Annotated in this window: 22 protein-coding genes; 11 read left to right on the top strand and 11 right to left on the bottom strand. The window is 71.9% G+C overall.

Going from position 1 to position 22,190, the window contains the following annotated elements; all coding sequences use genetic code 11:
* Positions 1-38: 38 nt before the first annotated feature.
* From ABFX81_RS14630 to ABFX81_RS14620, 3 genes are all read left to right on the top strand, one after another.
* On the top strand, positions 39-1,568 hold the full coding sequence (locus ABFX81_RS14630; RefSeq protein ID WP_086847004.1) for a YfbK domain-containing protein: 1,530 nt from the start codon (positions 39-41) through the stop codon (positions 1,566-1,568).
* A gap of 120 nt (positions 1,569-1,688) precedes the next feature.
* A complete protein-coding gene (locus ABFX81_RS14625) occupies positions 1,689-1,814 on the top strand; it encodes a hypothetical protein (RefSeq protein ID WP_346138152.1) in 126 nt (41 codons plus the stop codon).
* Positions 1,815-1,969: 155 nt separating this feature from the next.
* Positions 1,970-2,695, top strand: a complete 726-nt coding sequence (locus tag ABFX81_RS14620; RefSeq protein WP_086846980.1) for a chaplin family protein — start codon at positions 1,970-1,972, stop codon at positions 2,693-2,695.
* Between the two features lie 377 nt (positions 2,696-3,072).
* On the opposite strand, the gene ABFX81_RS14615 is transcribed toward ABFX81_RS14620, so the two are convergent.
* Together ABFX81_RS14615 and ABFX81_RS14610 are read right to left on the bottom strand one after the other, a co-directional pair.
* Positions 3,073-4,341 (bottom strand): NAD(P)-binding domain-containing protein, encoded by a 1,269-nt coding sequence (locus ABFX81_RS14615; protein WP_346138151.1) that lies wholly within the window; start codon positions 4,339-4,341, stop codon positions 3,073-3,075.
* Positions 4,341-5,594, bottom strand: a complete 1,254-nt coding sequence (locus ABFX81_RS14610) for an ATP-grasp domain-containing protein (protein WP_086846978.1) — start codon at positions 5,592-5,594, stop codon at positions 4,341-4,343. The genes ABFX81_RS14615 and ABFX81_RS14610 overlap by 1 nt, the downstream gene beginning before the upstream one ends.
* A gap of 169 nt (positions 5,595-5,763) precedes the next feature.
* Between ABFX81_RS14610 and ABFX81_RS14605 the strand changes: the two genes are divergently transcribed.
* A complete protein-coding gene (locus tag ABFX81_RS14605) occupies positions 5,764-7,023 on the top strand; it encodes a glycosyl hydrolase (protein ID WP_086846976.1) in 1,260 nt (419 codons plus the stop codon).
* Between the two features lie 52 nt (positions 7,024-7,075).
* On the opposite strand, the gene ABFX81_RS14600 is transcribed toward ABFX81_RS14605, so the two are convergent.
* The 8 genes from ABFX81_RS14600 to ABFX81_RS14565 are packed head-to-tail and all read right to left on the bottom strand — an operon-like array spanning position 7,076 to position 16,483.
* The gene (locus ABFX81_RS14600) at positions 7,076-7,732 is read right to left on the bottom strand and encodes a YveK family protein (protein WP_346138150.1); all 657 of its coding nucleotides are present in this window, start codon (positions 7,730-7,732) and stop codon (positions 7,076-7,078) included.
* Positions 7,729-8,880 carry a glycosyltransferase gene (locus tag ABFX81_RS14595; protein ID WP_346138148.1) on the bottom strand — a complete coding sequence of 384 codons (1,152 nt, stop codon included), beginning with the start codon at positions 8,878-8,880 and terminating at the stop codon, positions 7,729-7,731. The genes ABFX81_RS14600 and ABFX81_RS14595 overlap by 4 nt, the downstream gene beginning before the upstream one ends.
* Position 8,881: 1 nt before the next feature.
* Positions 8,882-9,646 carry a polysaccharide deacetylase family protein gene (locus ABFX81_RS14590; protein ID WP_086854803.1) on the bottom strand — a complete coding sequence of 255 codons (765 nt, stop codon included), beginning with the start codon at positions 9,644-9,646 and terminating at the stop codon, positions 8,882-8,884.
* The gene (locus tag ABFX81_RS14585; RefSeq protein WP_086854804.1) at positions 9,630-11,327 is read right to left on the bottom strand and encodes a lipid II flippase MurJ; all 1,698 of its coding nucleotides are present in this window, start codon (positions 11,325-11,327) and stop codon (positions 9,630-9,632) included. The genes ABFX81_RS14590 and ABFX81_RS14585 overlap by 17 nt, the downstream gene beginning before the upstream one ends.
* A complete protein-coding gene (locus tag ABFX81_RS14580) occupies positions 11,324-12,664 on the bottom strand; it encodes an O-antigen ligase family protein (RefSeq protein ID WP_086854805.1) in 1,341 nt (446 codons plus the stop codon). The genes ABFX81_RS14585 and ABFX81_RS14580 overlap by 4 nt, the downstream gene beginning before the upstream one ends.
* Before the next feature lie 5 nt (positions 12,665-12,669).
* Complete coding sequence (locus ABFX81_RS14575; protein ID WP_086854806.1) at positions 12,670-14,097, bottom strand: exopolysaccharide biosynthesis polyprenyl glycosylphosphotransferase; 1,428 nt, start codon at positions 14,095-14,097, stop codon at positions 12,670-12,672.
* Positions 14,094-15,344 carry a glycosyltransferase gene (locus ABFX81_RS14570; protein WP_086854807.1) on the bottom strand — a complete coding sequence of 417 codons (1,251 nt, stop codon included), beginning with the start codon at positions 15,342-15,344 and terminating at the stop codon, positions 14,094-14,096. Before ABFX81_RS14570 ends, ABFX81_RS14575 begins: the two co-directional genes overlap by 4 nt.
* Before the next feature lie 50 nt (positions 15,345-15,394).
* Positions 15,395-16,483 (bottom strand): DUF3344 domain-containing protein, encoded by a 1,089-nt coding sequence (locus ABFX81_RS14565; protein WP_086854808.1) that lies wholly within the window; start codon positions 16,481-16,483, stop codon positions 15,395-15,397.
* Between the two features lie 401 nt (positions 16,484-16,884).
* On the opposite strand from ABFX81_RS14565, the gene ABFX81_RS14560 reads away from it, so the two are divergent.
* From ABFX81_RS14560 to ABFX81_RS14545, 4 genes are all read left to right on the top strand, one after another.
* Positions 16,885-17,565, top strand: a complete 681-nt coding sequence (locus ABFX81_RS14560) for a hypothetical protein (protein WP_086854809.1) — start codon at positions 16,885-16,887, stop codon at positions 17,563-17,565.
* 662 nt (positions 17,566-18,227) lie between these two features.
* Positions 18,228-18,350: a hypothetical protein gene (locus ABFX81_RS14555; protein WP_020270406.1), complete on the top strand. Its 123-nt coding sequence runs from the start codon at positions 18,228-18,230 to the stop codon at positions 18,348-18,350.
* 195 nt (positions 18,351-18,545) lie between these two features.
* Positions 18,546-19,040, top strand: a complete 495-nt coding sequence (locus ABFX81_RS14550) for a tyrosinase family oxidase copper chaperone (protein WP_086854810.1) — start codon at positions 18,546-18,548, stop codon at positions 19,038-19,040.
* Positions 19,024-19,890 (top strand): tyrosinase family protein, encoded by an 867-nt coding sequence (locus ABFX81_RS14545; RefSeq protein WP_086854811.1) that lies wholly within the window; start codon positions 19,024-19,026, stop codon positions 19,888-19,890. Before ABFX81_RS14550 ends, ABFX81_RS14545 begins: the two co-directional genes overlap by 17 nt.
* Positions 19,891-19,968: 78 nt before the next feature.
* Here the strand turns inward: ABFX81_RS14545 and ABFX81_RS14540 are convergent, their stop codons facing one another.
* Positions 19,969-20,262 (bottom strand): chaplin family protein, encoded by a 294-nt coding sequence (locus ABFX81_RS14540; RefSeq protein WP_086854812.1) that lies wholly within the window; start codon positions 20,260-20,262, stop codon positions 19,969-19,971.
* A gap of 319 nt (positions 20,263-20,581) precedes the next feature.
* On the opposite strand from ABFX81_RS14540, the gene ABFX81_RS14535 reads away from it, so the two are divergent.
* The 3 genes from ABFX81_RS14535 (at position 20,582) to ABFX81_RS14525 (ending at position 21,978) form a co-directional block, all read left to right on the top strand.
* Positions 20,582-20,845 carry a hypothetical protein gene (locus ABFX81_RS14535; RefSeq protein WP_086854813.1) on the top strand — a complete coding sequence of 88 codons (264 nt, stop codon included), beginning with the start codon at positions 20,582-20,584 and terminating at the stop codon, positions 20,843-20,845.
* Between the two features lie 449 nt (positions 20,846-21,294).
* Positions 21,295-21,561, top strand: coding sequence for a hypothetical protein (locus ABFX81_RS14530; RefSeq protein ID WP_086854814.1), 267 nt, complete (start codon positions 21,295-21,297; stop codon positions 21,559-21,561).
* A 138-nt stretch (positions 21,562-21,699) separates the two neighbouring features.
* Positions 21,700-21,978, top strand: a complete 279-nt coding sequence (locus tag ABFX81_RS14525) for a hypothetical protein (RefSeq protein ID WP_086854815.1) — start codon at positions 21,700-21,702, stop codon at positions 21,976-21,978.
* Positions 21,979-22,190 lie beyond the last annotated feature (212 nt).

The following is a 22,190-nucleotide window of genomic DNA, read 5'->3' as shown; positions in this document are numbered from 1 at the left end:
CAAGAAGGCGACGCCAACGGACCAAGGGGGCACGGATGATGAAGCCGTACGAGCGGTACCGGACACGCAGGCTGCTGCTGGCGCTCACAGCGGCGGGCGGGCTGCTGCTCACCGCGTGCAGCGGGGGCGGCGGCAGCAGCGAGGGCAGCAATGCCGCCGACCGCGACACCTCGGGTCTGCCCGCGCCCGCCCATGGAGACAAGGACGGCACGAGCGAGCAGGAGGACCAGGACCGCGAGGCCGCCCCCGACCACCTGTCCACCTTCGCCCTCGACGTCGACACCGCCTCCTACGACTACGCCCGCCGCGCCCTGGCCGACGGCCGGCTCCCCGACCCCTCGACGGTCCGCCCCGAGGAGTTCGTCAACAGCTTCCGCCAGGACTACGAACGCCCCGACGGCGACGGCTTCTCGGTCACCGTCGACGGCGCCCGCACCGACGACGAGGACTGGTCCCTGGTCCGCGTGGGCCTGGCCACCCGCACCACACAGCGCACCGGCGAACGCCCGCCCGCCGCCCTCACCTTCGTCATCGACGTCTCGGGCTCCATGGCCGAACCGGGCCGCCTGGACCTCGCCCAGGAGTCCCTGTCCGTGATGACGGACCGGCTGCGCGACGACGACTCGGTCGCCATCGTCACCTTCAGCGACGAGGCCGAGACCGTCCTTCCCATGACGCGCCTCGACGGCAACCGCGACGAGATCCACGACGTCGTCTCCGAGCTGCACACCCGCGACTCCACCAACCTCGGCGCGGGCGTCGAGACCGGTTACGAGACGGCCGTCGAGGGCCTGCGCGAGGGCGCGACCAACCGGGTCGTCCTCGTCTCCGACGCCCTCGCCAACACCGGCGACACCGACGCCGACACGATCCTGGAGCGCATCTCCGGCGAACGCCGCGAGCACGGCATCACCCTCTTCGGCGTCGGCGTCGGCAGCGACTACGGCGACGCCCTGATGGAACGCCTCGCCGACAAGGGTGACGGCCACACCGTCTACGTGTCCGACGAGGACGAGGCCCGCAAGGTCTTCTGCGAGGAACTCCCGCGCAACATCGACCTCACCGCCCGCGACGCCAAGGCCCAGGTCGCCTTCGACCCCGAGACCGTCGAGGAGTTCCGCCTGGTCGGCTACGACAACCGCCGGGTCGCCGACGAGGACTTCCGCGACGACCGCGTCGACGGCGGCGAGGTCGGCCCCGGCCACACCGTCACCGCCCTGTACGCCGTCCGCACCGAGCCCGGCGCCGGGGGTCACCTCGCCACCGCCACCGTCCGCTGGCTCGACCCCGACACCCGCGACCCGCACGAGGAGTCCGGCGACCTCGAGACCGATGCCCTCCACGAGTCCCTGCGTGCCGCCCCCAGCCGCTTCCGGGTCACCGCGGTGGCGGCCTACTTCGCCGACGCCCTCCGCTCGGGCGACGACCGCTACGACCGCATCCCCGGGGCCCCGGTGTCCTTCGCCGAACTCGCCGGTAGCGCTCGCGCGTTGGCCGGGACCACGGAGGACAGGGCGGTGCGCGAACTCGCCGAGGCCATCGAACAGGCCGACCGCCGCCGGGATTGAACACGGTTGCGGTCTTTCGAAATGCGATGCGGGCCAACCGGGTGAACCTGCGGAACCAATTCTCCTGCACCGGGTTGATGAGGCAGTAGAGCATGCGGCGCTACGAGAAAGGAACGCGCAGTGCTCAAGGAGGCTATGAACGTCGCGGCCGCCGCCGCTTCTGCCATCGGCATGCCGGTGACGGCCGCTGCCCCGGCGCTTGCCGGCGGACCGGCCGTCGCGATGGGCCAGGGCGGGGAACGCTGAACCGACTCCGCAGCCCTTCGGCGCGAGCGAGCATCCCGTACGCCTCATTCCTGTTCAGCACTGCGACTTTCCGTGCCGCCACACCGCCGACCTTGGATGTGGATCTCCGTTCCGCGGCCGGCTGCCCCAATTCTTCAAGCAGGAGGACAACTGCAATGCGACAGACCCTGAGCAAGGGAGCGTTCGCGGCGGCCGCCGCCACGGGGATTCTGTCCCTGTATGGCAGCCCCGCCCTCGCTGACTCCGACGCGTCGGGAGTGGCGAAGGACTCTCCCGGTGCGTTGTCCGGGAACAACGTGCAGGTGCCGATCGACGTGCCGATCAACCTGTGCGGCAACACCGTCGAGGTGCTCGCGGCGCTCAACGAGTCGTTCGGCAACGTCTGCCGCAACGGCTCGCACAAGGGGAAGGGCTCCGGCGCGGACGCCTCGGGGGTCGCGAAGGGTTCCCCCGGCGTGGGATCCGGGAACGTCGTGCAGGTGCCGGTCGACGTGCCGGTGAACGCGTGCGGCAACAGCGTCGCCGGACTCGGGGTGTTCAACGAGGCGTCCGAGAACTCCTGCCACAACGACTCGTACGGCGGCCACGGCGGCTACGGCGGCGAGGACGACACCGAGAAGCCGAGTGGTGAGGACCGGACGGTCCCGCCGGCCAAGGACCGTCCCACCCCGCACGACGAGGAGACGCCGGGTTCCCCGTCCTCACCCGAGAAGGACAGCGAGACGCCGTCCACCCCGGAGGAGGAGACGGAGAGCGGTCCGCTGCCCCAGCTGGCCGAGACCGGAAGTGAGGCCCTGGTGGCCGCCTCGGTCGCCAGTGCCGCCCTGATGGCCGGCGGGGTGCTGCTGTACCGCCGCGGTCGCACCGCCTGGTCCCGCTAGCTGTCACCGGGTGCCGGACGCGACCCGCCCGGCACCCGCCCCCCACCCCGGACCGGAGGCTGCCGCCACCCGAGGCAGGCCCCAGCCGGTCCGGGGACCACACGCCGCACGGGCCGGTGCGGCAGCGACTCTCCGCCGGAACCGCCCGCCAGGCCCGGGGCGGGCCGACGCCGGAGCCGTCCCGTCACTTTCCTGGTCCCGGTGCGAGGCCCCTGGCTTCCCGGGACAAGTACCACCCGCACCCCCCGTCGACATGATCCGGGGGGTGTCGGCCGTCGCGTCACACCGCCCCCTCCACCGCCGTCCCCGGCACGAGGGCGGGCCGCCGGCGACTCCGTCGCCGCCAGCGGCCCCCGTGTCACCCGCGCGGTTCCCCGTCAGCGCCGTACCGGCGACGGCGACTCGCTCCGGCTGCCGTCCACCGGTGCGGGGACGGTGCCGCCCGCCGGTGTCGTCCCGAGCCGGCGGCGCACACCCCGGACGAGGGTCGACGCCGTGAAGGACGCGCCCTGCACGAAGCGCATGGCCGGGCCGAAGCCCGAGGCCGTCACCAGGCCGGCGAGGAACAGGCCGGGGTGCGAGGACTCGAAGCTGCGCCCGACCTCCGGGGAGCCGTCCGGCAGTGCCGCAAGCGTTCCGCGCAACTCGGGGGAGAGCAGTCCGAGCCGGTCGCAACGCGCCCGGAACCCCGTAGCGGCGATGACGTGTTCGGTCTCCAGGCTGCGCAGGGCACCCGCGCGGCTCACCGTGTCCAGCCGTACCCCGCCCGGCACCGCACAGGCCGCGGTGACCTCATGGCCCGGCAGCAGCTCCACCACGCCCTCCACCCGGTCCCGCACCCACCACGCGCCCGCCGGCCCCAGCGCCGTGGTCGCGATGCGGGCCCGGGTCGGCTCCGGCAGCCGCCGGAAGAGGTTGGGACGCTCCGCGTAGAACCAGTTGCGCCATCCGGGGCCGAGCCCGCTGTGGGGGGAGCGGGCCGACTGCCACCAGGGGCGCTCCCAGGGCGGCGGCACATCGTTCCACCGCAGCTGTTCCGCTCGCGCCAGCACACGGACGCGGGTGCCCTGTTCGGCGAGCAGCGCCGCCGTCTCCAGGGCCGCCTGACCGCCGCCGATCACCGTGACGTCCTTGCCGCGGAAGCGGTCGAGGTCGCTGTGGTGGCTGCTGTGCGTCACCAGCGCGGGGTGCAGTCCGCGCAGTGCCTGCGGCACCTCGACGAACGGCATCACGCCGACCGCCAGGGCGACCGTCCGGGCGTGCACCTCCGCCCCGTCCTCGGTGACCGCCGTGAAACCGCCGGGCGCGGCCGCCACACGGGTCACCGTGCGCTCGTCCACCTCCGGCACGGCGTGGCGGGCGAACCACAGGCCGTACTCCGCGAACGCCTCGACCGGAATCGGCTTCGCGTGACGTGCCGTCAGGCCGTGCTCGGCGCAGTAGACGTCCAGTCGCCACCGCCCGGCCGGGTCGGAGAGGTTGGACGCCCACGGTTCCGACTTCAGGAACATGCCGCGGGGCATGTTGTCCCGCCAGGAGGCCATGGGCCGGCCGAACACGCGCAGGTTCAGCCCGGCGGCCGCGGCGTGGGACGCGATCGACAGGCCGTACGGGCCTGCGCCCACCACCAGAAGGTCGTACACCATCAACTGCTCGCTTTCTCGTTGTCGGTCAGGGAGGGCGAGGCTGCCCGGGGGATCAGCCGGGGCATAGGCGCCGCCGTCGTCGTGCCCAGCCGCTCACGCAGCCGACGGGACACGTGCCGGCACCACTGGGCCCACATGACCCGCCCGGGGGAGCGGTCGTCAGCGGCGTACCAGGCCAGCTCACGCCCGCCCGGCGCCGCACGCAGCGCCGCCAGCGGCGCGTAGTTCTCCACCACGAACGCCCGCCCGGGCATCGGGACCCCGTCCGGCAGTGGACGGCCCGTCAGGTCCAGGTGCATGGCCCGTACGACGTCCAGGCCCGCGCTGTCCGCGAAGAGCCGGAACTGGGCGCCGGCGCGCGGGTTGAAGTCGAGCAGGTGGTAGCGGCCCGTCGCGCCGCAGCGGCGGAAGTCGAGGTCGAAGATGCCCCGGTAGCCCAGTTCGTCGGTGAGCCGCTCGGCCAGCGCCTGCACCTGAGTGTTGGGCGTCCAGCAGCCGACCGCGGTCAGCCCCGCCCCGCGCGGCCAGGCCAGCTGCTTGCGGCCCGGTCCGCCCGCGCGCACGGTGCCCGAGTGGTCTGCGTAGCCGTGGAAGAACCAGTCCCGGTCCGGCCCCGGTGGCAGGTACGCCTGGAGCAGCAGCCGGCTGCCCGCTTCCTCGGTGCGCAGGAACAGCTCCCGGGCCTGCTGCACGGACCGGACCAGCGCCGTGCTGCGCAGCCCGCTGCCGGCGGGCAGCAGCCAGGGCCGGCTCCACTTGGCCACCACCGGCAGCCCGAGCCGCCGCATGGCGTCGGCGACCTCCGCCGGACTGTCCGGGATCAGCGTCGTCGGGTGCGGGACGTCGGTGGACGCGCACACGGCGGCCAGCTCCGCCTTGTCGGCGACGCGTTCGGCGAGGCTGCCCGGCATCGAGGGCAGGAGGTAGGAGGGGGCGAGTTCGTCCCGCATCCGGCCCACGGCGATCGCGCTCGCGTCGTCCAACGGGACCAGCACGGCGGGGCGTGCGATTTCGTCGGCCACGCGGCGCAGCACGGCGAGAACCTCGTCCGGGGACGCTCCCGGGAGCGGCGGGGGATGCATTCGACGTACGTAACGTGACGCGCCCACGGGACTCCCCGCGGAATCCGCGACGACGTGTACCTCCACTCCCGACCTGCCGAGCGAACGCGCGGCCCCCAGGGTTCCGTGGTGAAAGGGATTCCGGTCGATCCGCAGCAGCACAGCGGGGACGCGGATGTCGAGTAGCGACACGAACTCTCTCTTTCTTTTCTCATCGGCTCACCCGCACGGGCGAGCCCGGCACTCGAAAGTCGTAACGGTTGTGGCGCTATTGGCTTTTCTGTGACTGACTTCATGTGACTGCCCGTCAATAACACAAACAGTGGCAGCAGTCCGGACGAGAGCGAAGGAAGGAACAGGCATGGCCCCACAGCACAAGCGGGCCGGGGTCCGCCGGCTTGCCCTGGGCGCGGCAGCGGTCGCCGCGTCGGCCGCCCTGGCGTCCGGCCCCGTGGCGGGGGTGGGGGTGGCGCGAGCCGCCGATCCGCGGGCTCCGGCACCGAGCCCGACGACACCCGTGGCCACGCCCTCGGCCCTCGCGCCTCCGGCCGTCCCCCTGCCCTCGGCGTCGGCTTCGGCCACCACTCCGGCGGGCGAGGAAGCCCCGGCCTTCGGTGTCTTCCTCAAGTCCGATGCCCGCGGTGTGGCCCGGATGCCGCTGTTCAGCCACTGGCTGGGCGGCGCCGAGCTCCGCGCCGGCCACACCTATCTGCCGGGCCACCGCTGGCGCGACATCGAGGGTTCCGCCGACTTCCTCAAGGTGTGGGCGCACTGGCGCAACAAGAAGGCCGATCGCATGCTCGTCCTCAACGTCCCCATGCAGGAGCGCAATGAGGAGGGCGTCTCCGACGGCGAGGTCCGGCGGCTGCTGCGGCAGGGCGCGGCCGGGGAGTTCGATCACCACTTCCGTGTCCTCGCCGAGCGGCTGGTGGAGTTGAAGGTGCCGGACACGGTCATCGTGCTCGGCTGGGAAATGAACGGCACCACGTACACCCATCGGTGTGGGCCGGACCCGGAGGCCTGGAAGAAGTACTGGAATCGGATCGTCACCACCATGCGTTCCGTGCCGGGCCAGAAGTTTCGGTTCGATTTCACGCCGAGTCGGGGCGTGGACGCCGTTCCATGGACGAAATGCTATCCGGGAGACGACACGGTCGACATCATTGGCATGGACTCCTATGACCAGCCGGCCGGGATGTCGTTCGAGCAACAGGTGAAAGAGCCCTACGGGCTGCAACACCACGTGGATTTCGCGAAGGCTCACGGCAAACCCATTTCCTATCCGGAATGGGGGCTCTTCCGCAACGGTGACAATGCCGAGTACATGCGGAGCATGCTCGCCTGGATGGAGGAGCACAAACCGCTCTACAACACGCTGACCGACTACTGCCCGCACGGTGTGTGGCAGTGCGGGGCCAACCCGAGGTCGTCCCACCTCTACCGGTCCGCCCTGTTCGGCCGAACCGACCAGGCGACCCCGCCCCTCACGCCCACGCCCACGCCGAAGCCGACCCCGCCCAGCACACCGCCGCCCCCGGCGGACTGCACGCCGCTCGACCTGGGCAGCTGGGTGGAGGAGTGGCTCGGCGGGAAGCTCTGCCTCCGCTTCGACTGGTGGTAGGGCGCGGTGAAACAGCGCTCCCCGGTGCCGTGTCCCGCCAGGCCCGCCGTCGTCACCGTTGTCCGCGCGCATCGGCGGCGGCGGCCGGGCCGGGCACCGAGGGGGCCGGGGCGGGTTCGTCGTCCTGGCCGGCCTTCCTCGGCCGCGCCAGCAGGGCCAGGCCGCCCAGCAGACCGCCCGCGCTCGCCCCCACCAGACCGGTCACCGCCGGTGACGCGGACGTGGGCTCGCTCGGCTCCACCGCCCGCGAGAACTGCACGAGCCGCACGTTGGTGTTGCCCCTGCTGTCGTCCGCGTGTCGGGTCAGCGCGCGGGTGACCGCGTTGGCCATGTCGACGGCGAGGCCGGGGCGCGAGGAGGTGGCCGAGACGGCGACCATCGGCGCGTCCGGCGACGTCGCCGAGCGCACACTGCGCTGCAGGGTGTGCACCGGCACACCCGCGTACACCTGCGCGTCCCCGAGCACCGCGAGCTGGGTGGCGACCCGGCCGTACGCCTGGGCGAATCCGAGGGCGGCGTCCGGCGTGGACTTCCCGGTCGGCACGGCGATGACATAGCTCGTGGCCGTGTACGTGGAGGGGGTGAGCAAGCCGTACGCACCGCCGAGCAGACCCCCGGCGAGGGTGCCGGCCGCGAGCACGGACCACAGGGGGAGCCCCCTGAGACGAGCCAGGGACAAGCGGCGCTGACGGGGCGGAGTGTCGGTCATGAGGAGGTGGCTCCCAGAGGTGAGAGGGACGGCGAACTGGAGACCGCTGCCGCGTACACGTCCGTCAGACGGGCCGCGCAGTGGGTGATGCTGTAGTGGTGGGCGACCTCCGAGGCCGTGCGCGGCCGGGCGCCGGCCGCGCGGACCTCGGCGATCGCGCGGGCGTATGCCTCGGGGCCGCCGCGCACCCGCCGGGCGCCGGCGGCGGCGGGCGGCCGCACATCCTCGATGGCCGGGCAGGAGGCGTAGAGCACGGGCAGGCCGGACGCCAGCGCCTCCACGGCCGCCAGACCGAAGGCCTCCTCCGTGGACGGGGACGCGAGCAGGTCCATCGCCGAGGTGAGCGAGGGCAGGTCCGGACCGGGCGAGCCGTCGGGCACGTAGGGACGTTCGCCGGTGAACACGACACGGCCGGCCACGCCGGCGTCGTGGGCCGTGCGACGCAGGGCGTGCTCCTCGGGGCCCCCGCCCACCAGCAGCAGCCGGTGGTCGTCCGGGAGCAGGGTGAGCGCGCGGACGAGGACGTCGAACCGCTTCCCCGCGGTGAGCCGGCCGACACCGCCCACGACCCAGGCGTCCTGCGGCAGGCCGAGGTGCCGGCGGGTGTGCTCGCGCCGCTCCGGGTCGAAGCGGAAGCGGTCCAGGTCGATGCCGTTCGGGACGACCTCGATGCGGGGCGCCGGCACGCCCCAGCGCCTCAGGCGCTCGGCCACCGTCGGGGAGACGGCGACCGTCGCCGAACCGAGCCGCTCGCTGGCGAGATACAGCCCGCGCACCCCAGCCGTCAGCCTGCGGCCCTCCATCTGCGAGTCGCCCAGGGAGTGTTCGGTGGCGACGACCGCCCGGACCCCGGCCGCGCGCGCGGCGAACCGGCCGTAGACGCAGGCCCGGTACAGGTGGGTGTGCACCAGGTCGTAGCCGCCGGCGCGGATCAGCCGGACCAGGCGCGGCAGCGCGGCCAGGTCACGGTTGCCGCCCATGCCGAGATGCGTGACGCGGACGCCGTCGGCCACGAGGCCCTCGGCGACCGCACCGGGGTTGGTGAGCGTCACGACGTCGCAGTCGACGGGCAGGTGACGCAGCAGCAGGCGCAACTGCTGCTCGGCCCCGCCGACGCCGAGGCCGGTGATGATGTGCAGAGCCCTCATCTCACAGGCCCTCCACCGGGCGCCGGCGCAGCCGGTGCAGCCAGTACTTGAGGTGCAGGCGCCAGGCCGTGTCGTCCTGGCCGACGTACACGCGCGGCAGGGCGTGCGGGCCGGTCAGCGGGCCGGGGTCGATGGCGCAGGCGTAGGTGTATCCCGCTTCCCGTACGGCCTGGACGGCGCGGGCGTCGATCGTGCCGTACGGGTAGCAGAAACCGTCGACCGGGGCGCCGGTCAGCTCCTCGATCTGTGCGCGGCTTTCGGCGACCTCGGCCTTGAGGGTGAGGTCGTCCGCCTTGGTGAGGTCGACGTGCGTCAGCCCGTGCGAGCCGATCTCCACGCCTTCGGCGGCCGCGCGCCGGATGCCGTCCGCGGTCAGGAGCGGCTTGCGCGGACCGAGCGGATCCCAGGCGTTGTCGCCGCCGAGCCGCCCGGGCAGCACGAAGAGGGTGGCGCCGCAGTCCCAGCGGTGCAGCAGCGGCAGGGCGTCGGTGACGAAGTCGGCGTACCCGTCGTCGAAGGTCAGCCCGACGAGGTTCCGCCCCTCGCCCCGGGCGCGGGCGGCGAGCAGCTCGGTCACGGACACGCCCCGCAGCCCGCGCCGGCGCAGCCAGGCCAGCTGCATCGCGAGCCGCTCGGGCGTGACCGTGATGCGGTACGGGTCGTCCGAGCAGTCGCCCACCGAGTGGTACATCGCCACCCACGGGACGGGACCCCTGTGCGGGGCCGCGGGTCTGCCGGTGCCGAGGGAATCAACGGAAGCGGCCATGTGTGAGCCTTCGTGTGACGGCGCGTAGGGAGCGCAGAGCGGACGCGGGAGTCTGGGCACCGAGGGCCCAGGTGAGCGGGAGGAAGACGAAGGTCACGGTCAGGAAGCCGGCCGCGAGGCCCGCAGCCGGCGACGGCAGCCGGCTCGCGGCGAACGCCCCCGCGGCCGTGGCGACGACCGCGGCGCACACCAGCCTGCTCAGTTCGTCCAGGACCCGCCGGACCCGGACCGAGACGCTGTGGGGGCTGTTCGGCCGGCCCGTTCGCAGCCCGGCGAGCAGCAGGGTGGCCGTGACGGTGATGCCGAGGGCATTGGCGGCGGCGATGCCCGCCACGCCCCAGGAGTGCACGGTGGCGGCGCCGATCCACGACGTCACGGCGATGCCCGCCGTCATCGCGCCCAGGGGATACCAGCTGGCCCGGCCCGCCGAGAAGTAGGAGCGCACGAGCGCGCCCACCAGGGTCTGGCTCAGCAGCCCGAGGGCGTACACGCGCATGACGTCCGCCGTCGCGGCGGTGTCGCTCGCGGTGAACGCGCCCCGCTGGAAGAGCAGCTCGATCATCTGGGGGGCGCAGGCGATCACCGCGCACGTGCCCAGCAGCACCAGGCACGAGGCGAGCGCCAGATCCCGCTCCACGCGGCTGCGGGCCCGCGCCGTGTCACCGTCCGCGAGGGCCCGCGCCACCACCGGGAAGGTGACGGTGCACACCATCAGCGACAGCGTCATCGGGATCTGGGCGACCTTCTGCGCGTAGTTCAGGTGCGAGATGGCACCGGCGGGCAGGCCGGAGGCGAGGAAGCGTTCGGCGAGGACCTGGGACTGGCGGCACAGGGCGAAGAGGAGTACGGCGGCGACCAGGGCGAGTTGCATCGGCCGCTCCTCGACGTCCGCCCCGGCCCTGGCGGGGGGCGGCGCGGGCGACGCCAGTCGCCGCCACAGCGACGGCAGTTGCACCGCCACCATCAGACAGCCGCCCGCCGCTACCCCGACCGCGGCAGAGCGCACGCCCCAGTCGTCACCGAGGAGGAACATCGCGGCGATGATGCCGGCGTTGTAGGCGACGTAGATCGCCGCGGGCGCGAGGAAACAGCGGTGTGCCCGCAGGGCGGCACTGCAGTACCCGGCGAGCCCGAAGGCCAGCACGCAGGTCGCCGTGATCCGGGTGCAGTCGGCGGCGAGCCGGGGGTCGGGCAGGCCGGGAGCGAGAGCCTGGACCAGGTAGGGAGCCGTGCCGGCGATCAGCGCGGCCACCGCGGCGAGGGCGAGGCACAGCCGGGGCAGGGTGGCGCCGACCAGGGCGCGGACCGGGTCGCCCGGGGCGCCCCGGGCGCGGCGCGCGAGCGCCATGCTGAACGCCGGGATGAGCGCGATCGCCAGCCCGTCCTCGATGAGCAGCGTGGCGGCGAACTCCGGGACGGTCCATGCGACCAGGAAGGCGTCCGTGTCGCTCCCGGCGCCGAACAGCCGCGCCAGCGACTGGTCGCGCACCAGGCCGAGCAGCGAGCCGACGATGGACAGCGAGGCCGTGACGAGCGCGGCCCTGGCCAGGAAACTCCCGGAAACCGACGCCGCCGAGGACGGGTCGGCGCCCTCCCCGGCCTTGGTGGCGGCACGTGCCGGGGGCACGGTCGCCACGTCGTCCGTTTCGGAGCCGGGGGACTGCGAAGGCACCACCGTCATCGCGCCAGGGCCTCCTCGGCGCGTTCCCGCACCCCGCTGCGGGGCGCATCCGCAGGCGCCTCGCCGGTCAGCGCCCACCACGCCCCGAGCCCCATGGCCACGGCGATCAGCACGGTCGAGGGACCGCCGATGTCTCCGTACATGAAGTCGGTCAGCAGCCAGACCAGCAGCCCGCAGGCGACGAGTCCGCACTCGAGTCCCGGCCCGCGGTCGCGGACGCGCAGCAGCCGCCGCATCCCGCACACCAGCAGCGCCAGCCAGCTCCCGGCGAGCGCGAGCAGCCCGATCAGGCCCTGCTCGCTCAGCACCAGCAGGTACATGTTGTGCGGAGACAGCAGCGGCTGCCTCTGGTAGGCCACACCCGCGCCGTCGGTCTCGCTGCCCGAGGACAGCGCGAGCGTGGCGTGCCCGTCCCGGTACTCGGGGAAGCCCTTCAGCCCGACCCCTGTCAGCGGGTGCTGCCGCCAGATCTCCGTGGCGGACGCCCACAGGGTGTACCGGTCGACGACGGACTGGTCGGGAGCGTCGGTGACCTGGGCGATGCTGTCGATCCGCTCCTGGAGAAGCGCCGAGCCCACACCGAAGCCGCCCACGAGGATCACGCCCGCGGCGAACGTGGCCGCCACGACCACGAGCGCGCGCCGCAACCCGGCCAGCACCAGCTGGAGGGCGCATGTCAGGACGGTCGCGATCCAGGCTCCGCGGCTGAAGGAGAGCGCGAGCGGCAGCAGCAGCACGAAGGCGCACGCGGCGGCGGCCACCCGCTGCCGTACGGGCACCCGGCCCAGCGCGATCCCGACCGCGCACACCAGGCCGAGGGAGACCGCCGTCGCCATGCCCATCACGTCGTGCGGTCCGAAGGTGCCGACCGCCCGGATGTTCTCGCCCTGGTAGGAGGCGCCGGTCCGGGTGACGAACTGGTGGACGCCGACGGCCCCCTGACACAGACCGAGGCCCACGAACGACCAGGCCACCAGCCGGAAGCCGGCCCGGTCGCGGAGCAGCAGCAGCACGGCCGCCGGCACGAGTACGAAGGTCTGCAGATAGCGTCCCAGGCCGGTGAGCCCGGCCTCGGGCGAGAACGCCCCCATGGCGGCGAGCGCGAGCCCCACGACCGGCAGGCCCAGCACCACGGCGGCGGCGGGCGACAGCGGGCGCCGCCGTTCGAGCAGGAGGCGGATCACGCAGTACACCACCATCAGCCCGGAGAGCACGTCGGCGGGCCCCGCACCGTCCGGCGTCAGCGGCAGCGCCAACAGGGCGGGTACGGCCACCACGGGCAGGGCCGGTGTCAGCGCGGCGACGCGGCGGGGAAGCGGTGTCAGTGCGAGGCTCACCTCTCTCAGCTCCCCGTGGGACGTACCACCGTGGCCGCGGTCCGCAGCAGGATGCAGACGTCCTGCCACAGGGACCAGTCGTCGATGTAGGCGTTGTCGAACCGGCAGCGGTCCTCGATCGAGGTGTCGCCGCGCAGTCCGTGGATCTGGGCGAGGCCGGTGATGCCGGTCCGCATGCGGTGGCGGACCGCGTAACCGGGGTAGGTCTGGCCGAACTGCGCGACGAAGTAGGGGCGTTCGGGCCGCGGTCCGACCAGGCTCATGTCGCCCCGGAGCACGTTCCACAGCTGGAGCAGTTCGTCGAGCGAGGTGCGCCGCAGCATCCGGCAGAACCAGCGCATCTCGTTCTCGTTCGCCACGCTCCACCGGGTTGCCGACTCGTGCTCGTCGACCGGGCGGTGCGTACGGAACTTCAGGAGCGTGAACGGCTCGCCGTTTCTGCCGATGCGCTCCTGCCGGAACACCACGCCCGGCCCGTCGCTGATCCGCAGCGCCACGGCGAAGGCCAGCAGCAGCGGGCTGACCAGCAGCAACAGCGTTCCCGACACAAGGATGTCGAGCGTCCGTTTGGCCGCGCTGCCGCGCCGGGCCGGGGACATGTCCAGGCGCCGGCAGGAGAACCCGGCCAGCCGCTCCCGCGTCGCGTACGACGGGGAATCGGCGTCGACCTCCCAGACCACGCAGCCCGACTCGGCCAGCGCCCGCAGCAGCGGCTCCTGTTCGGCCCGTACGGAGGGGTGAACGGCGAGCACCGCCCGCACCCCGTTCTGGATGACCGCACGCTCGACCTCCTCAGGGGTCGTCAGCACCGGCAGGCTCTCGGTGCCGTCCGGCTGCTCGGCGACGATCCCCACCGGCCGCACGCCGCACCGCGGGTGACGCAGTACGGCGGCGGCCACGCGCTGCGCGGTCGCCGCCGGTCCGAGGACGAGTGCGGTGTGCGGGTGACGCAGCAGCGCGGCGCGCCGCCGCGCGTGCACGGCTCCGCGCAGCACACAGCCGGCCGCCGCGTGCAGGGCGAGGCCCGTCAGCACGGTACGGAGGGACAACGCGTGCTCCGGCCGGTACGCCGCCAGGAGCGCCGCGAGTGCCAGCCAGGCCACCGCGATGCGGCCGCACACGGCGGGCAGTTCCTCCAGCAGCCCCGGTACCGGCGGCCGCCCGTCGCGCCGGCGCAGCATCAGCGACATGACGATCAGCAGGGTGACGAGCAGGGGATGGCGCTGGGGATCGGTGAGCGCCGGTGCGCCCGCCAGGGCGGCGACGCCGTCCGCGACGAGCAGCGGAACGGGGGAGGCGGGCCGGGCCGGGCGCCGCGGGGCGGACGACCGGAAACCGGTGGCGGTGCCGCGCGGCGGCATGACCGAGACTGGTGAGGATCCGTGGTCCCGTGGCGGTACGCCGGGGGTGGGCACGGTACGTTCGGCGGTCACGAGTGGATGGACTCCCTGTACTCGGTGGGCTCGACGCGCTGTGTCGTCCGGTTCACCTCGGCGCCACGTCCGGTGCCGAGCGGCTGACCGTGGTCAGCGCTGGGGGTGGTGGCGGTCCATGGGCCGAGCAGCTCGCGATAGAGGTCCGAGACGGCCTCGGCGGTGTACCGCACGTCGTGGGTGGACAGCACGTGCCGACGGCCCTGATGGCCGAGCGACTCGCGCAGCAGCGGGTCGGCCAGCAGCTCGGTGACGGCCCCGGCCAGCGCTGCCGGATCCTCCGGCGGGACCAGGCACCGGGCGGCGAAGGAGGGCGGCAGGCTCTCGCGGGCGCCGTCGACGTCCGTCACCACTACGGGCCGCTCGCTGGCCATCGCCTCCAGTGGCGCCAGGGCCATGCCCTCCCAGCGGGACGGCAGGACGACGAGATCGGCGGCCTGGTACCAGGGGGAGGCGTCGGCGACGGCTCCCGCGAACACCACCGATTCCGGGGCGCCTTCGCGAAGCCGGTCGAGGTCCGGCCCGTCGCCGACCAGGACGAGGCGGGCGTCGGGCACCTGCCGCACGACGGCTTCCCAGGCCCGCAGCAGGACGTCCTGCCCTTTCTGCCGGCACAGCCGCCCCACGCACACGGCGAGCGGTGCCGCCGGGTGGATTCCGGCGAGCGGTGCGAGTCCGGCCCGCACGGCGCCCGCGGCGGCCGGGTGGAAGCGCTCGGGGTCGATGCCGTTGGGGACGACGGTCCACCGGCCGGTGATCCTGGCGCCCATGCCGGTGGCGCGTTCCGCCTCGCTCACACACACCACGCGTGAGGCCCAACGCGCCCCCCAGCGTTCCCACATGAGCGCCAGGGCCGCGGTGCCCCCGCTGACCGCTTCGAACGACCAGGCGTGCGGCTGGAAGACCGTCGGAATCCGCCCGCGTACCGCGAGCCGTCCGGCGAGCCCGGCCTTCGCGCTGTGCGCGTGCACCAGATCGGGCCGCACCTCGTCGATCACCTGCGCCAGGTGCCGTACCTCCCGGACGAGCGACGTACCCGGCGACCGTGTCGCGTGCCAGTGCCGTACGCGCGCGCCGAGGGTCCGCAGTTTCGTGGTGAGCGCGCTGTCGGGGCAGGCCACGGTGACGTCCAGGCCGTCCGACAGTTGTGCCCGGACCAGGTCCGTCACGACGCGCGCGACGCCGCCGTCCACCGGTTGGGTGAGGTGCAGGACTCTTGGGAGAGGGACGGTGGATGACAGGTGCATGTGGGCGGATTCCTCGCTCGCGAAGGTGTTCGGGGCGGGCGGTGACGAAGTCACCGCCGTGCGTCGACGGCGACGAAGAGCACGCCGCCCCATGCCGCGTCCTGCTGGGAATGGAGCCGGAAGGTCGCCTGGTCACCGGCGTGTTGCAGGCCTCTTCCGAGATCGAACACGTCGGAGTCGTAGCCGAGGTTGTTGGCGTGCGCGGGCACACGTGCCGCATCCGCCCCGGGCTCACTGATGGTGGAGTTGAGGACGTCGTCCTGGGGGTTGGCGGCGTTGCCGAGGGCGACCTCGGACTGGCCGGTCGTCATGGTGAGCGCGTCGCCGGTGGTGCCGCGGTCGCCGTTGTACGCCACCAGCCCCGCACGGCCCGACGCGCCCGCGGCGAACCCCAGGCTGGTCAGGGCGATCCCCTGTCCCGCACCGGACTTGAGCGGGGTGAAGCCGTCCCAGAGCGCGAGGTGCCGCAGTGGCTCCGACGGGTTCTCGTAGACCACCACGAGCGTCCAGCCACCCCACGCCCCGGCCGTCGATCTGCCCATGGCGACGTTGATCTGCGCCACGGTGTACAGGCCCGGCCCCCCCTCCCGCACCAGCCGTGTCACGTCGGACGAGGCCTGGAAGGCGTCCATGCCGTCCGCCACGCGGTGTCCGACCGTCGTGTCCGCGACCAACTCCTTGTACTCCCCGCCGGGTTCGGCGATCAGCACGCGTCCGTTGTCCTGCGGCGGCTTCTGTTCGCCCACGCGCAGATTGCCGCCCCAGTAGAGGCGCGCGTACGTCACCCGGGAGCCGTTGGGGAGGCGGACCTCCGCGCGGGAGGAGTTGTAGGTGTTGGGGTCGCGGTCGACATCGACGTAGAACATGTCGAAGTCGCCGTTCACACCGGACCCGCCTGCCTGGGCGTCCTGGCACGAAGGCCGCTGGGCCGAGCGGCAGGTGATCGATGCGTTGGCCGCGCGTACGATGCCGCCGTGCTGGAGGGTGCGGTACCGCTCGGCGAACCCGAGGCTCTCGGCCTCCGGTGCGGGCGCGGCGGCCGGCGCGGCGGCCGGGGAACTGGTGGTTGCCCACACGGCGGCAAGGGCCAGGACGCCCACGGTCGCGCGGCGAAACACGGGGCCCAGAGGATGGCGCATGACCGGTCGTTGCCCTTTCGGAACAGGTGGCCGTGGCAGCAGCGCCACGAGTGCGGTGTGTCCGCGCTGAGAGTGCGTCGGGCGGTTCGCAACTCTAGTCACCAATCGGACATAGGTGAAGAAATTCGGTGAAGTCTGACAAGTGTGTCGGAATCGTGAAACCGCAAGTCTTCGCGGGTTCCGGCCGTCGCCTCCCGTGCCGGTCAGCGCCTCCGCTCGGGGGCGGCCGGTGCCTTACTCCGGCAGAGGCGGAGAAGGGGACGTCCTGACATACCGTCTGATCAGGGTGGGCACGGCGAATGGGGGAATTGTTAAATCCTGAAAAGCGTATGAGCGGTTGCGGGAAGTCGCGGGCGCTTTCACGGTGGGCTCAAGATCCAACGCCGTCGAAAGGAATCCCCATGTGTGCTCTGCCCGCACGGCGCATCGCGTCCAGCGCCCTGTGCGCCGCCCTTCTGGTCGGTATCACCGGCCCCGTCGCCATGGCGGCCGACTCGGCTCGCGGGCACGCTCATGTGGCGCCCGATGCCCGGCTTCCCGGCGCGGACGCGCGTCTCGCACAGATCGCGAAACTCAACGGGGGTGAGCTCACCCCGGTCGCCGACCTGCTGAACGCCGTGCTGGACAGTAACGGCCTACTGCCCCCGGCCGAGGCCAGGAAGCTGGGAGCCGAAGCGAAGGCCGCCCTGGCCGAGGTGGCCGCCAAGGACGCGCGAACCCCGCTGACGCCGACGGTCGTGCTGTTGCCGGCCCCCGCCCTGCCCGCCCTGGTGCCCGCAGCACCCGAGCGGCGCGCCGCCGACCCCGTGACCGACCTGCTGGACCTCGTGCTGGGGGCTGTCGACAGTCTCCTGCAGGCGATCACCTCTGGTGTCGGCGGCATCCTTCCCTCCGTCGACGACCTGCTGAACGGGGTGGACGACCTCCTCGCCGGACTGATCGGAGGCAATCTGACGCCTCAGGACGAGCCCGTTTCGTCGACGCCGTCCAGCACGTCGCCGACATCGGTGTCGACGACGACGCCGGAGGCCGTCACGTACCCTGCGGTCACGCTGCTGCCGCCGGCGCAGCCGGCCTCCTGAGCCACGTCCAGTCGTGGTGCCGACCTCAGGGAGCGGCGCCACGACTGTTGTTCCTCCCGCCCGACTTCGCGTATTCCTCCGGTTCTTTTCCGTTCCGCGGCCCGGTCTGTTAATAGATCTCGTATGAGGTATCGGCAATCTTGGGCTTCTCCGGTTTCCGCCCAGGCCAGGGCTCGTTAGGCACGGCGACAGAATCCCCTCCGGCGACGCGCGTTGCCGAAGAAAGGAACACGATGAAGTCTCTGAAGGCTGCCGCCGTCTTTGCCGGGTCCTTGATCGCCGCTGGTTCCGCCACCCCCGCGTTCGCCCAGGACGCCATGGTCGCCCCGAGCGCGCCGACCGCTCAGAGCGTTCCGGACGTGCAGGCTGCTCCGGTCGCCCAGAGTGCTCCGGCTGCTCCGGTTGCTCAGGCTGCTCCGGTTCAGAGCGCTCCCGTCGCCCAGAGTGCCCCGGCTGTTCAGAGCGCTCCGGTTGCTCCGCCTGCTCCTCAGCCTGCTCCGGTCGCTCAGCCCGCCCCCGCTCCTCAGCCCGCCCCCGCTCCTCAGCCTGCCCCCGTTGCTCAGCCTGCCCCCGCCCCCGCTCCTCAGCCCGCCCCCGCTCCTCAGCCCGCTCCGGCCGCTGAGAACACTCGCGACCTGGCGTCCACCGACCTCACCGGCGGTGTGAGCACCAGGGTCCCCCTCGATGTGAGCGCTCAGGGCAAGGAGTCCCTGGTCCACACGGCGAAGAATGCCGCGTCCGCGGTCAACGACGCCAAGCCGGTGCACGGCAACCTGTGGTTCTAGAGCTGGGACCACGTCGTACGGAAGGCCGGCCCTCGGACAGTTCGAGGGCCGGCCTTCCGTGTGTGTCCGGCCGGTGACGCGACCCGTTCCCCGCCGGGACGGACGCCGGCGATCACTTGTCTGGCCGCGCGGCGGTGACCGCGCGGGACGTCCGGCGGTTACGGCTACGACACCGGAACCGGACGAGGAGTGGACATGGTCGTCAGCATCGGCGGAGGACCGGCGGGGGGCGAGGCGTCAGCCCCGGCGCACCCCGGACCGGCGGGCAGTACTCGGCGGGAGGTGACGCGCGGTCTGCGTGCCTGCGCCCTCGCCGCAGCCCTGGCGGCCCCGGTGGCCGCCGCCTTCCGGCTCCTGCGCCCCGGACCCGGGAACGCCCCGGGCGACACCGCTTTCGACCAGACCTACCGCAACCACCGCATCCGTGTGACGTGGACCCGGTCGGGCGGTTCGGCCGAGCAGGGTCGGTGGCACGTCACTGTGGACGGCCGCCCTCTGCATCTGATGCGCCGGGCCGACGGGACCTGGCTGAGCATGGTCGACCACTACTGTTCGTACCGGTCACCGCTCGAGGCCGCCCGCGCCGCCGTCGACGAGCTCGGCCCCGGCCGACGGCTGCGCGACCTGGCTCCGGAACCAGGAGACGCGGGGCATGTACACACGGGGGACCGGCATGGCGTACGTGCGTAGGGACGCCGGCACGCTCACCAAGGCCGAGAAGCGGCGGTTCGTCAAGGCGCTGCTGGAGGTCAAACGACGGGGCGAGTACGACGAGTTCGTGCGGATGCACGTCGAGTACTTCTCCTCCGACGGCGAACACGGACTGCGCGCCGCGCACATGGCGCCCTCCTTCCTGCCCTGGCACCGCCGGTTCCTGCTCGACCTGGAGAGCGCGCTGCGCCGGGTGGACTCCTCGGTGACCGTGCCGTACTGGGACTGGACGCGCTACCGCACGACCACCTCCGCACCCTGGACGGCGGACCTCCTCGGCGGCAACGGACGCCGTTCCGACCACCAGGTGATGACGGGTCCCTTCGCCTACCGGGAGGGCAACTGGACCATCAAAGTGGCCGTGACCGACGCGGTGTTCCTCACCCGGGACCTCGGCCGCCGCCGTTCCCCCATCGAACTGCCCACGAAGAGCGAGCTGCAGTGGGCGCTGAAGGACCCCGTCTACGACGTGGCGCCCTGGGACTCGACGGTCACACGGGGCTTCCGCAACAAACTGGAGGGCTGGGGCACCGGCGGGGGCGGCGCGTCGTGGCGCAACCACAACCGGGTGCACGGCTGGGTCGGCGGGGACATGCTCGGCGGCGCCTCCGTCAACGACCCCGTGTTCTGGCTGCACCACGCCTTCATCGACCTGCAGTGGTACCGCTGGCAGCGCAGACACCGCGGGGCCCGTTACCTTCCCGCGGCAGCGCCGCGTACCGGCGACGCGCAGCACGGTCGGATCGTGGCGCGGCACCAGAGGCTGCCTCCGTGGGACGTGACGCCGGACGAACTGGAGGACGTGGGCCGGATCTACCGGTACGCGTGAGGTGACGAGGGCTCTCACGCCGGAATGGGGAGAGCCCCGGCGTTCGGGGGCCGGGGCTCTCGAGGCAGACAGCGGACGTCAGTGGCGGTGGCCGCTCTTCGTGCTGCTCTTCTTGTGGTCGTCCTTCTTGTGGCCCTCGTTCTTGCAGGTGTTGCCGACAGCCGGGTTGAGCAGGCCGACGAGTTGGACGGTGTTGCCGCACACGTTGATCGGCACGTGGACCGGCACCTGAACCACGTTGCCGGACAGGAAGCCGGGCGAGCCGATGGCAGCGCCCTTGGCGCCGGCGTCCGCCGCGGCGAGACCGGCGCCACTGAGCACCAGAGCGCCCGTGCCGAGAGCGACAACGCCAACCTTCGCGATGCGAGACATCACGTTCTCCTTAGTGACTCGGTGAGTGCGGCAGCAGTACGCGCGGCCGCACTGCCCGTTTCAACGCGAGGACCTCTGACCGGTAACGAGGTTTTTCTCCGGATCACCCTTTTTGAACAGATGCTCCGCCGTACGGGCGTTGTTTCCGCGCGACCCGTGCCGAGGGCGTGGTGCGGCGAAGGCTGCCTCCCGCCTCTCGGTTCTGGAAAGTTAAGCGATTGGGCGTTTTGCGTATAAAAACCATCGATCGTGACCTACAGTACGTGACTGTTAGTGACCAATCCATAACGGATTGTGTCGACTCGAGAACGGAGAAGTAATGCGCAACTTCCAGAAGGCCGCGGTCGTCATGGCCATGCTCGGTAGCGTCAGCTTCCTGGGTGCCGGTGTCGGCCACGCTGCGGACGGGGACAAGGTCAAGCTCGACAACGACCAGAAGCAGGCATGCACCCAGAACGACACGCAGACGGGGCTCATCCAGCTCGACGACGTCAACGTCTCGGTCGGCCTCCTCGGCTGGTCGCAGCAGGACAACAGCGAGAAGGAGTCGCTGGCCTGCTCCCAGAGCTTCGGCAAGCACTGATCGGTTGATCTAGGGCAGGCTCCGGGGTGCGACCATGTGTCGCCCCTCGGGGCCTGCTCCTTTTTGATGCCGTCGACGCGCGGTATCGCTCGTGCGGTCGACCCGCGAACGTGTGCGCGGCCATCCTGCCCGGACCTCGGGCGCACGTGGTCCGACACGCACCCCGAGTCGGCAGGTGCTCTTTCTGTTCGCGGCGGCGATGACGCCCTTCCATGGGCGGTGGAGGCTCCGTTCGCCGTGAACAGCCGCTGCTCGACCGGTAGTTGGCCGACGCCGGTGGCCCGTGTCGCTGGCCGCTCGACATCTGCACGGCAACATCACAATGTGTTTTTTCAGGAAAGTTACGCGATTGGGCGTTTTGTCTATCAAAAGCCTCGAACGTCGCCTACAGTTGCGACTGTCAGTGACCAGCCACTCACGGACTGTGTCAATTCGAGAACGGAGAGGTAATGCGCAACTTCCAGAAGGCCGCGGTCGTCATGGCCATGCTCGGCAGCGTCAGCTTCCTGGGTGCCGGCGTCGGCCACGCGGACGGGGGCGACAAGGTCAAGATCAAGAACGACCAGACCCAGGCGTGCGCCCAGAACGACGCGCAGACGGGGCTCATCCAGCTCGACGACGTCAACGTTTCGGCCGGTGTCCTCCTCGGCTGGTCGCAGCAGGACAACAGCGAGAAGGAGTCTCTGGCCTGCTCCCAGAGCTTCGGCAAGCACTGATCGGTTGATCTGAGGCAGGCCCCGGGACTCGGCCATGTGTCCGAGTCCCGGGGCCTGCTGTGTGCCGTCCAGCTGGTCCACATGTCCGGAACGACTCCGCCGTTCAGCCGCGGGGAGTCGACCGTATAGGAGAAACAGATGTTCAACTCGAAGAAGATCGCAGCGGTGGTAACGGCCGGAGTCCTGGGGGGCTTCGCGCTGATCGGTGGCGGAGTCGTCCCGGCCGCCGCCCAGGGCGGCCCCGGCAAGTGCGTCGACGACGGCAAGGGGCACGTCCGCTGTGTGCAGACGACTGCGTACAAGCTCACCACGAGCAAGGACGGCAGCGTCCACCTCAGTAACGAGTCGACGCAGACCTGTCCGGCCTCGCACGGTCAGGTCACGTGTGTCGACAGCGTCGTCCCCCCTCGGCGCTAGGCCTCGCCGGCCGATGCGGGCGCGTTCGGCTCTTGGGCAAGGGGCGCTCTAGCGGTAGTCGGTCGGAGTGGCCAGCTGGGTTCGGCCATCCGATACATGCAAAACCGCGTTACAACGCACTTTTTTTCAAGAAACTTGCCTGAGTGGGCGTTTCGCCCGGCAGAAGCCGCATGAGGGTCCCTAGAGTTGGCGACTGTCGGTGACCAACTCAT

It is taken from the genome of Streptomyces coeruleofuscus, from assembly GCF_039532725.1.
In the GTDB taxonomy this organism is placed as follows: domain Bacteria; phylum Actinomycetota; class Actinomycetes; order Streptomycetales; family Streptomycetaceae; genus Streptomyces; species Streptomyces coeruleofuscus.
The sequence above is the reverse complement of the archived record's forward strand: the minus strand, read 5'-3'. Positions and strand labels throughout refer to the sequence as shown.

What these genes read in the sequence shown, in the direction of transcription:
- ABFX81_RS14630 (WP_086847004.1), top strand. Translation starts at nt 39, where the DNA reads ATGAAGCCGTACGAGCGGTACCGGACACGCAGGCTGCTGCTGGCGCTC.
- ABFX81_RS14620 (WP_086846980.1), top strand. Translation starts at nt 1,970, where the DNA reads ATGCGACAGACCCTGAGCAAGGGAGCGTTCGCGGCGGCCGCCGCCACG.
- ABFX81_RS14615 (WP_346138151.1), bottom strand. Translation starts at nt 4,341, where the DNA reads ATGGTGTACGACCTTCTGGTGGTGGGCGCAGGCCCGTACGGCCTGTCG.
- ABFX81_RS14605 (WP_086846976.1), top strand. Translation starts at nt 5,764, where the DNA reads ATGGCCCCACAGCACAAGCGGGCCGGGGTCCGCCGGCTTGCCCTGGGC.
- ABFX81_RS14600 (WP_346138150.1), bottom strand. Translation starts at nt 7,732, where the DNA reads ATGACCGACACTCCGCCCCGTCAGCGCCGCTTGTCCCTGGCTCGTCTC.
- ABFX81_RS14595 (WP_346138148.1), bottom strand. Translation starts at nt 8,880, where the DNA reads ATGAGGGCTCTGCACATCATCACCGGCCTCGGCGTCGGCGGGGCCGAG.
- ABFX81_RS14590 (WP_086854803.1), bottom strand. Translation starts at nt 9,646, where the DNA reads ATGGCCGCTTCCGTTGATTCCCTCGGCACCGGCAGACCCGCGGCCCCG.
- ABFX81_RS14585 (WP_086854804.1), bottom strand. Translation starts at nt 11,327, where the DNA reads ATGACGGTGGTGCCTTCGCAGTCCCCCGGCTCCGAAACGGACGACGTG.
- ABFX81_RS14570 (WP_086854807.1), bottom strand. Translation starts at nt 15,344, where the DNA reads ATGCACCTGTCATCCACCGTCCCTCTCCCAAGAGTCCTGCACCTCACC.
- ABFX81_RS14565 (WP_086854808.1), bottom strand. Translation starts at nt 16,483, where the DNA reads ATGCGCCATCCTCTGGGCCCCGTGTTTCGCCGCGCGACCGTGGGCGTC.
- ABFX81_RS14560 (WP_086854809.1), top strand. Translation starts at nt 16,885, where the DNA reads ATGTGTGCTCTGCCCGCACGGCGCATCGCGTCCAGCGCCCTGTGCGCC.
- ABFX81_RS14550 (WP_086854810.1), top strand. Translation starts at nt 18,546, where the DNA reads ATGGTCGTCAGCATCGGCGGAGGACCGGCGGGGGGCGAGGCGTCAGCC.
- ABFX81_RS14545 (WP_086854811.1), top strand. Translation starts at nt 19,024, where the DNA reads ATGGCGTACGTGCGTAGGGACGCCGGCACGCTCACCAAGGCCGAGAAG.
- ABFX81_RS14540 (WP_086854812.1), bottom strand. Translation starts at nt 20,262, where the DNA reads ATGTCTCGCATCGCGAAGGTTGGCGTTGTCGCTCTCGGCACGGGCGCT.
- ABFX81_RS14535 (WP_086854813.1), top strand. Translation starts at nt 20,582, where the DNA reads ATGCGCAACTTCCAGAAGGCCGCGGTCGTCATGGCCATGCTCGGTAGC.
- ABFX81_RS14530 (WP_086854814.1), top strand. Translation starts at nt 21,295, where the DNA reads ATGCGCAACTTCCAGAAGGCCGCGGTCGTCATGGCCATGCTCGGCAGC.
- ABFX81_RS14525 (WP_086854815.1), top strand. Translation starts at nt 21,700, where the DNA reads ATGTTCAACTCGAAGAAGATCGCAGCGGTGGTAACGGCCGGAGTCCTG.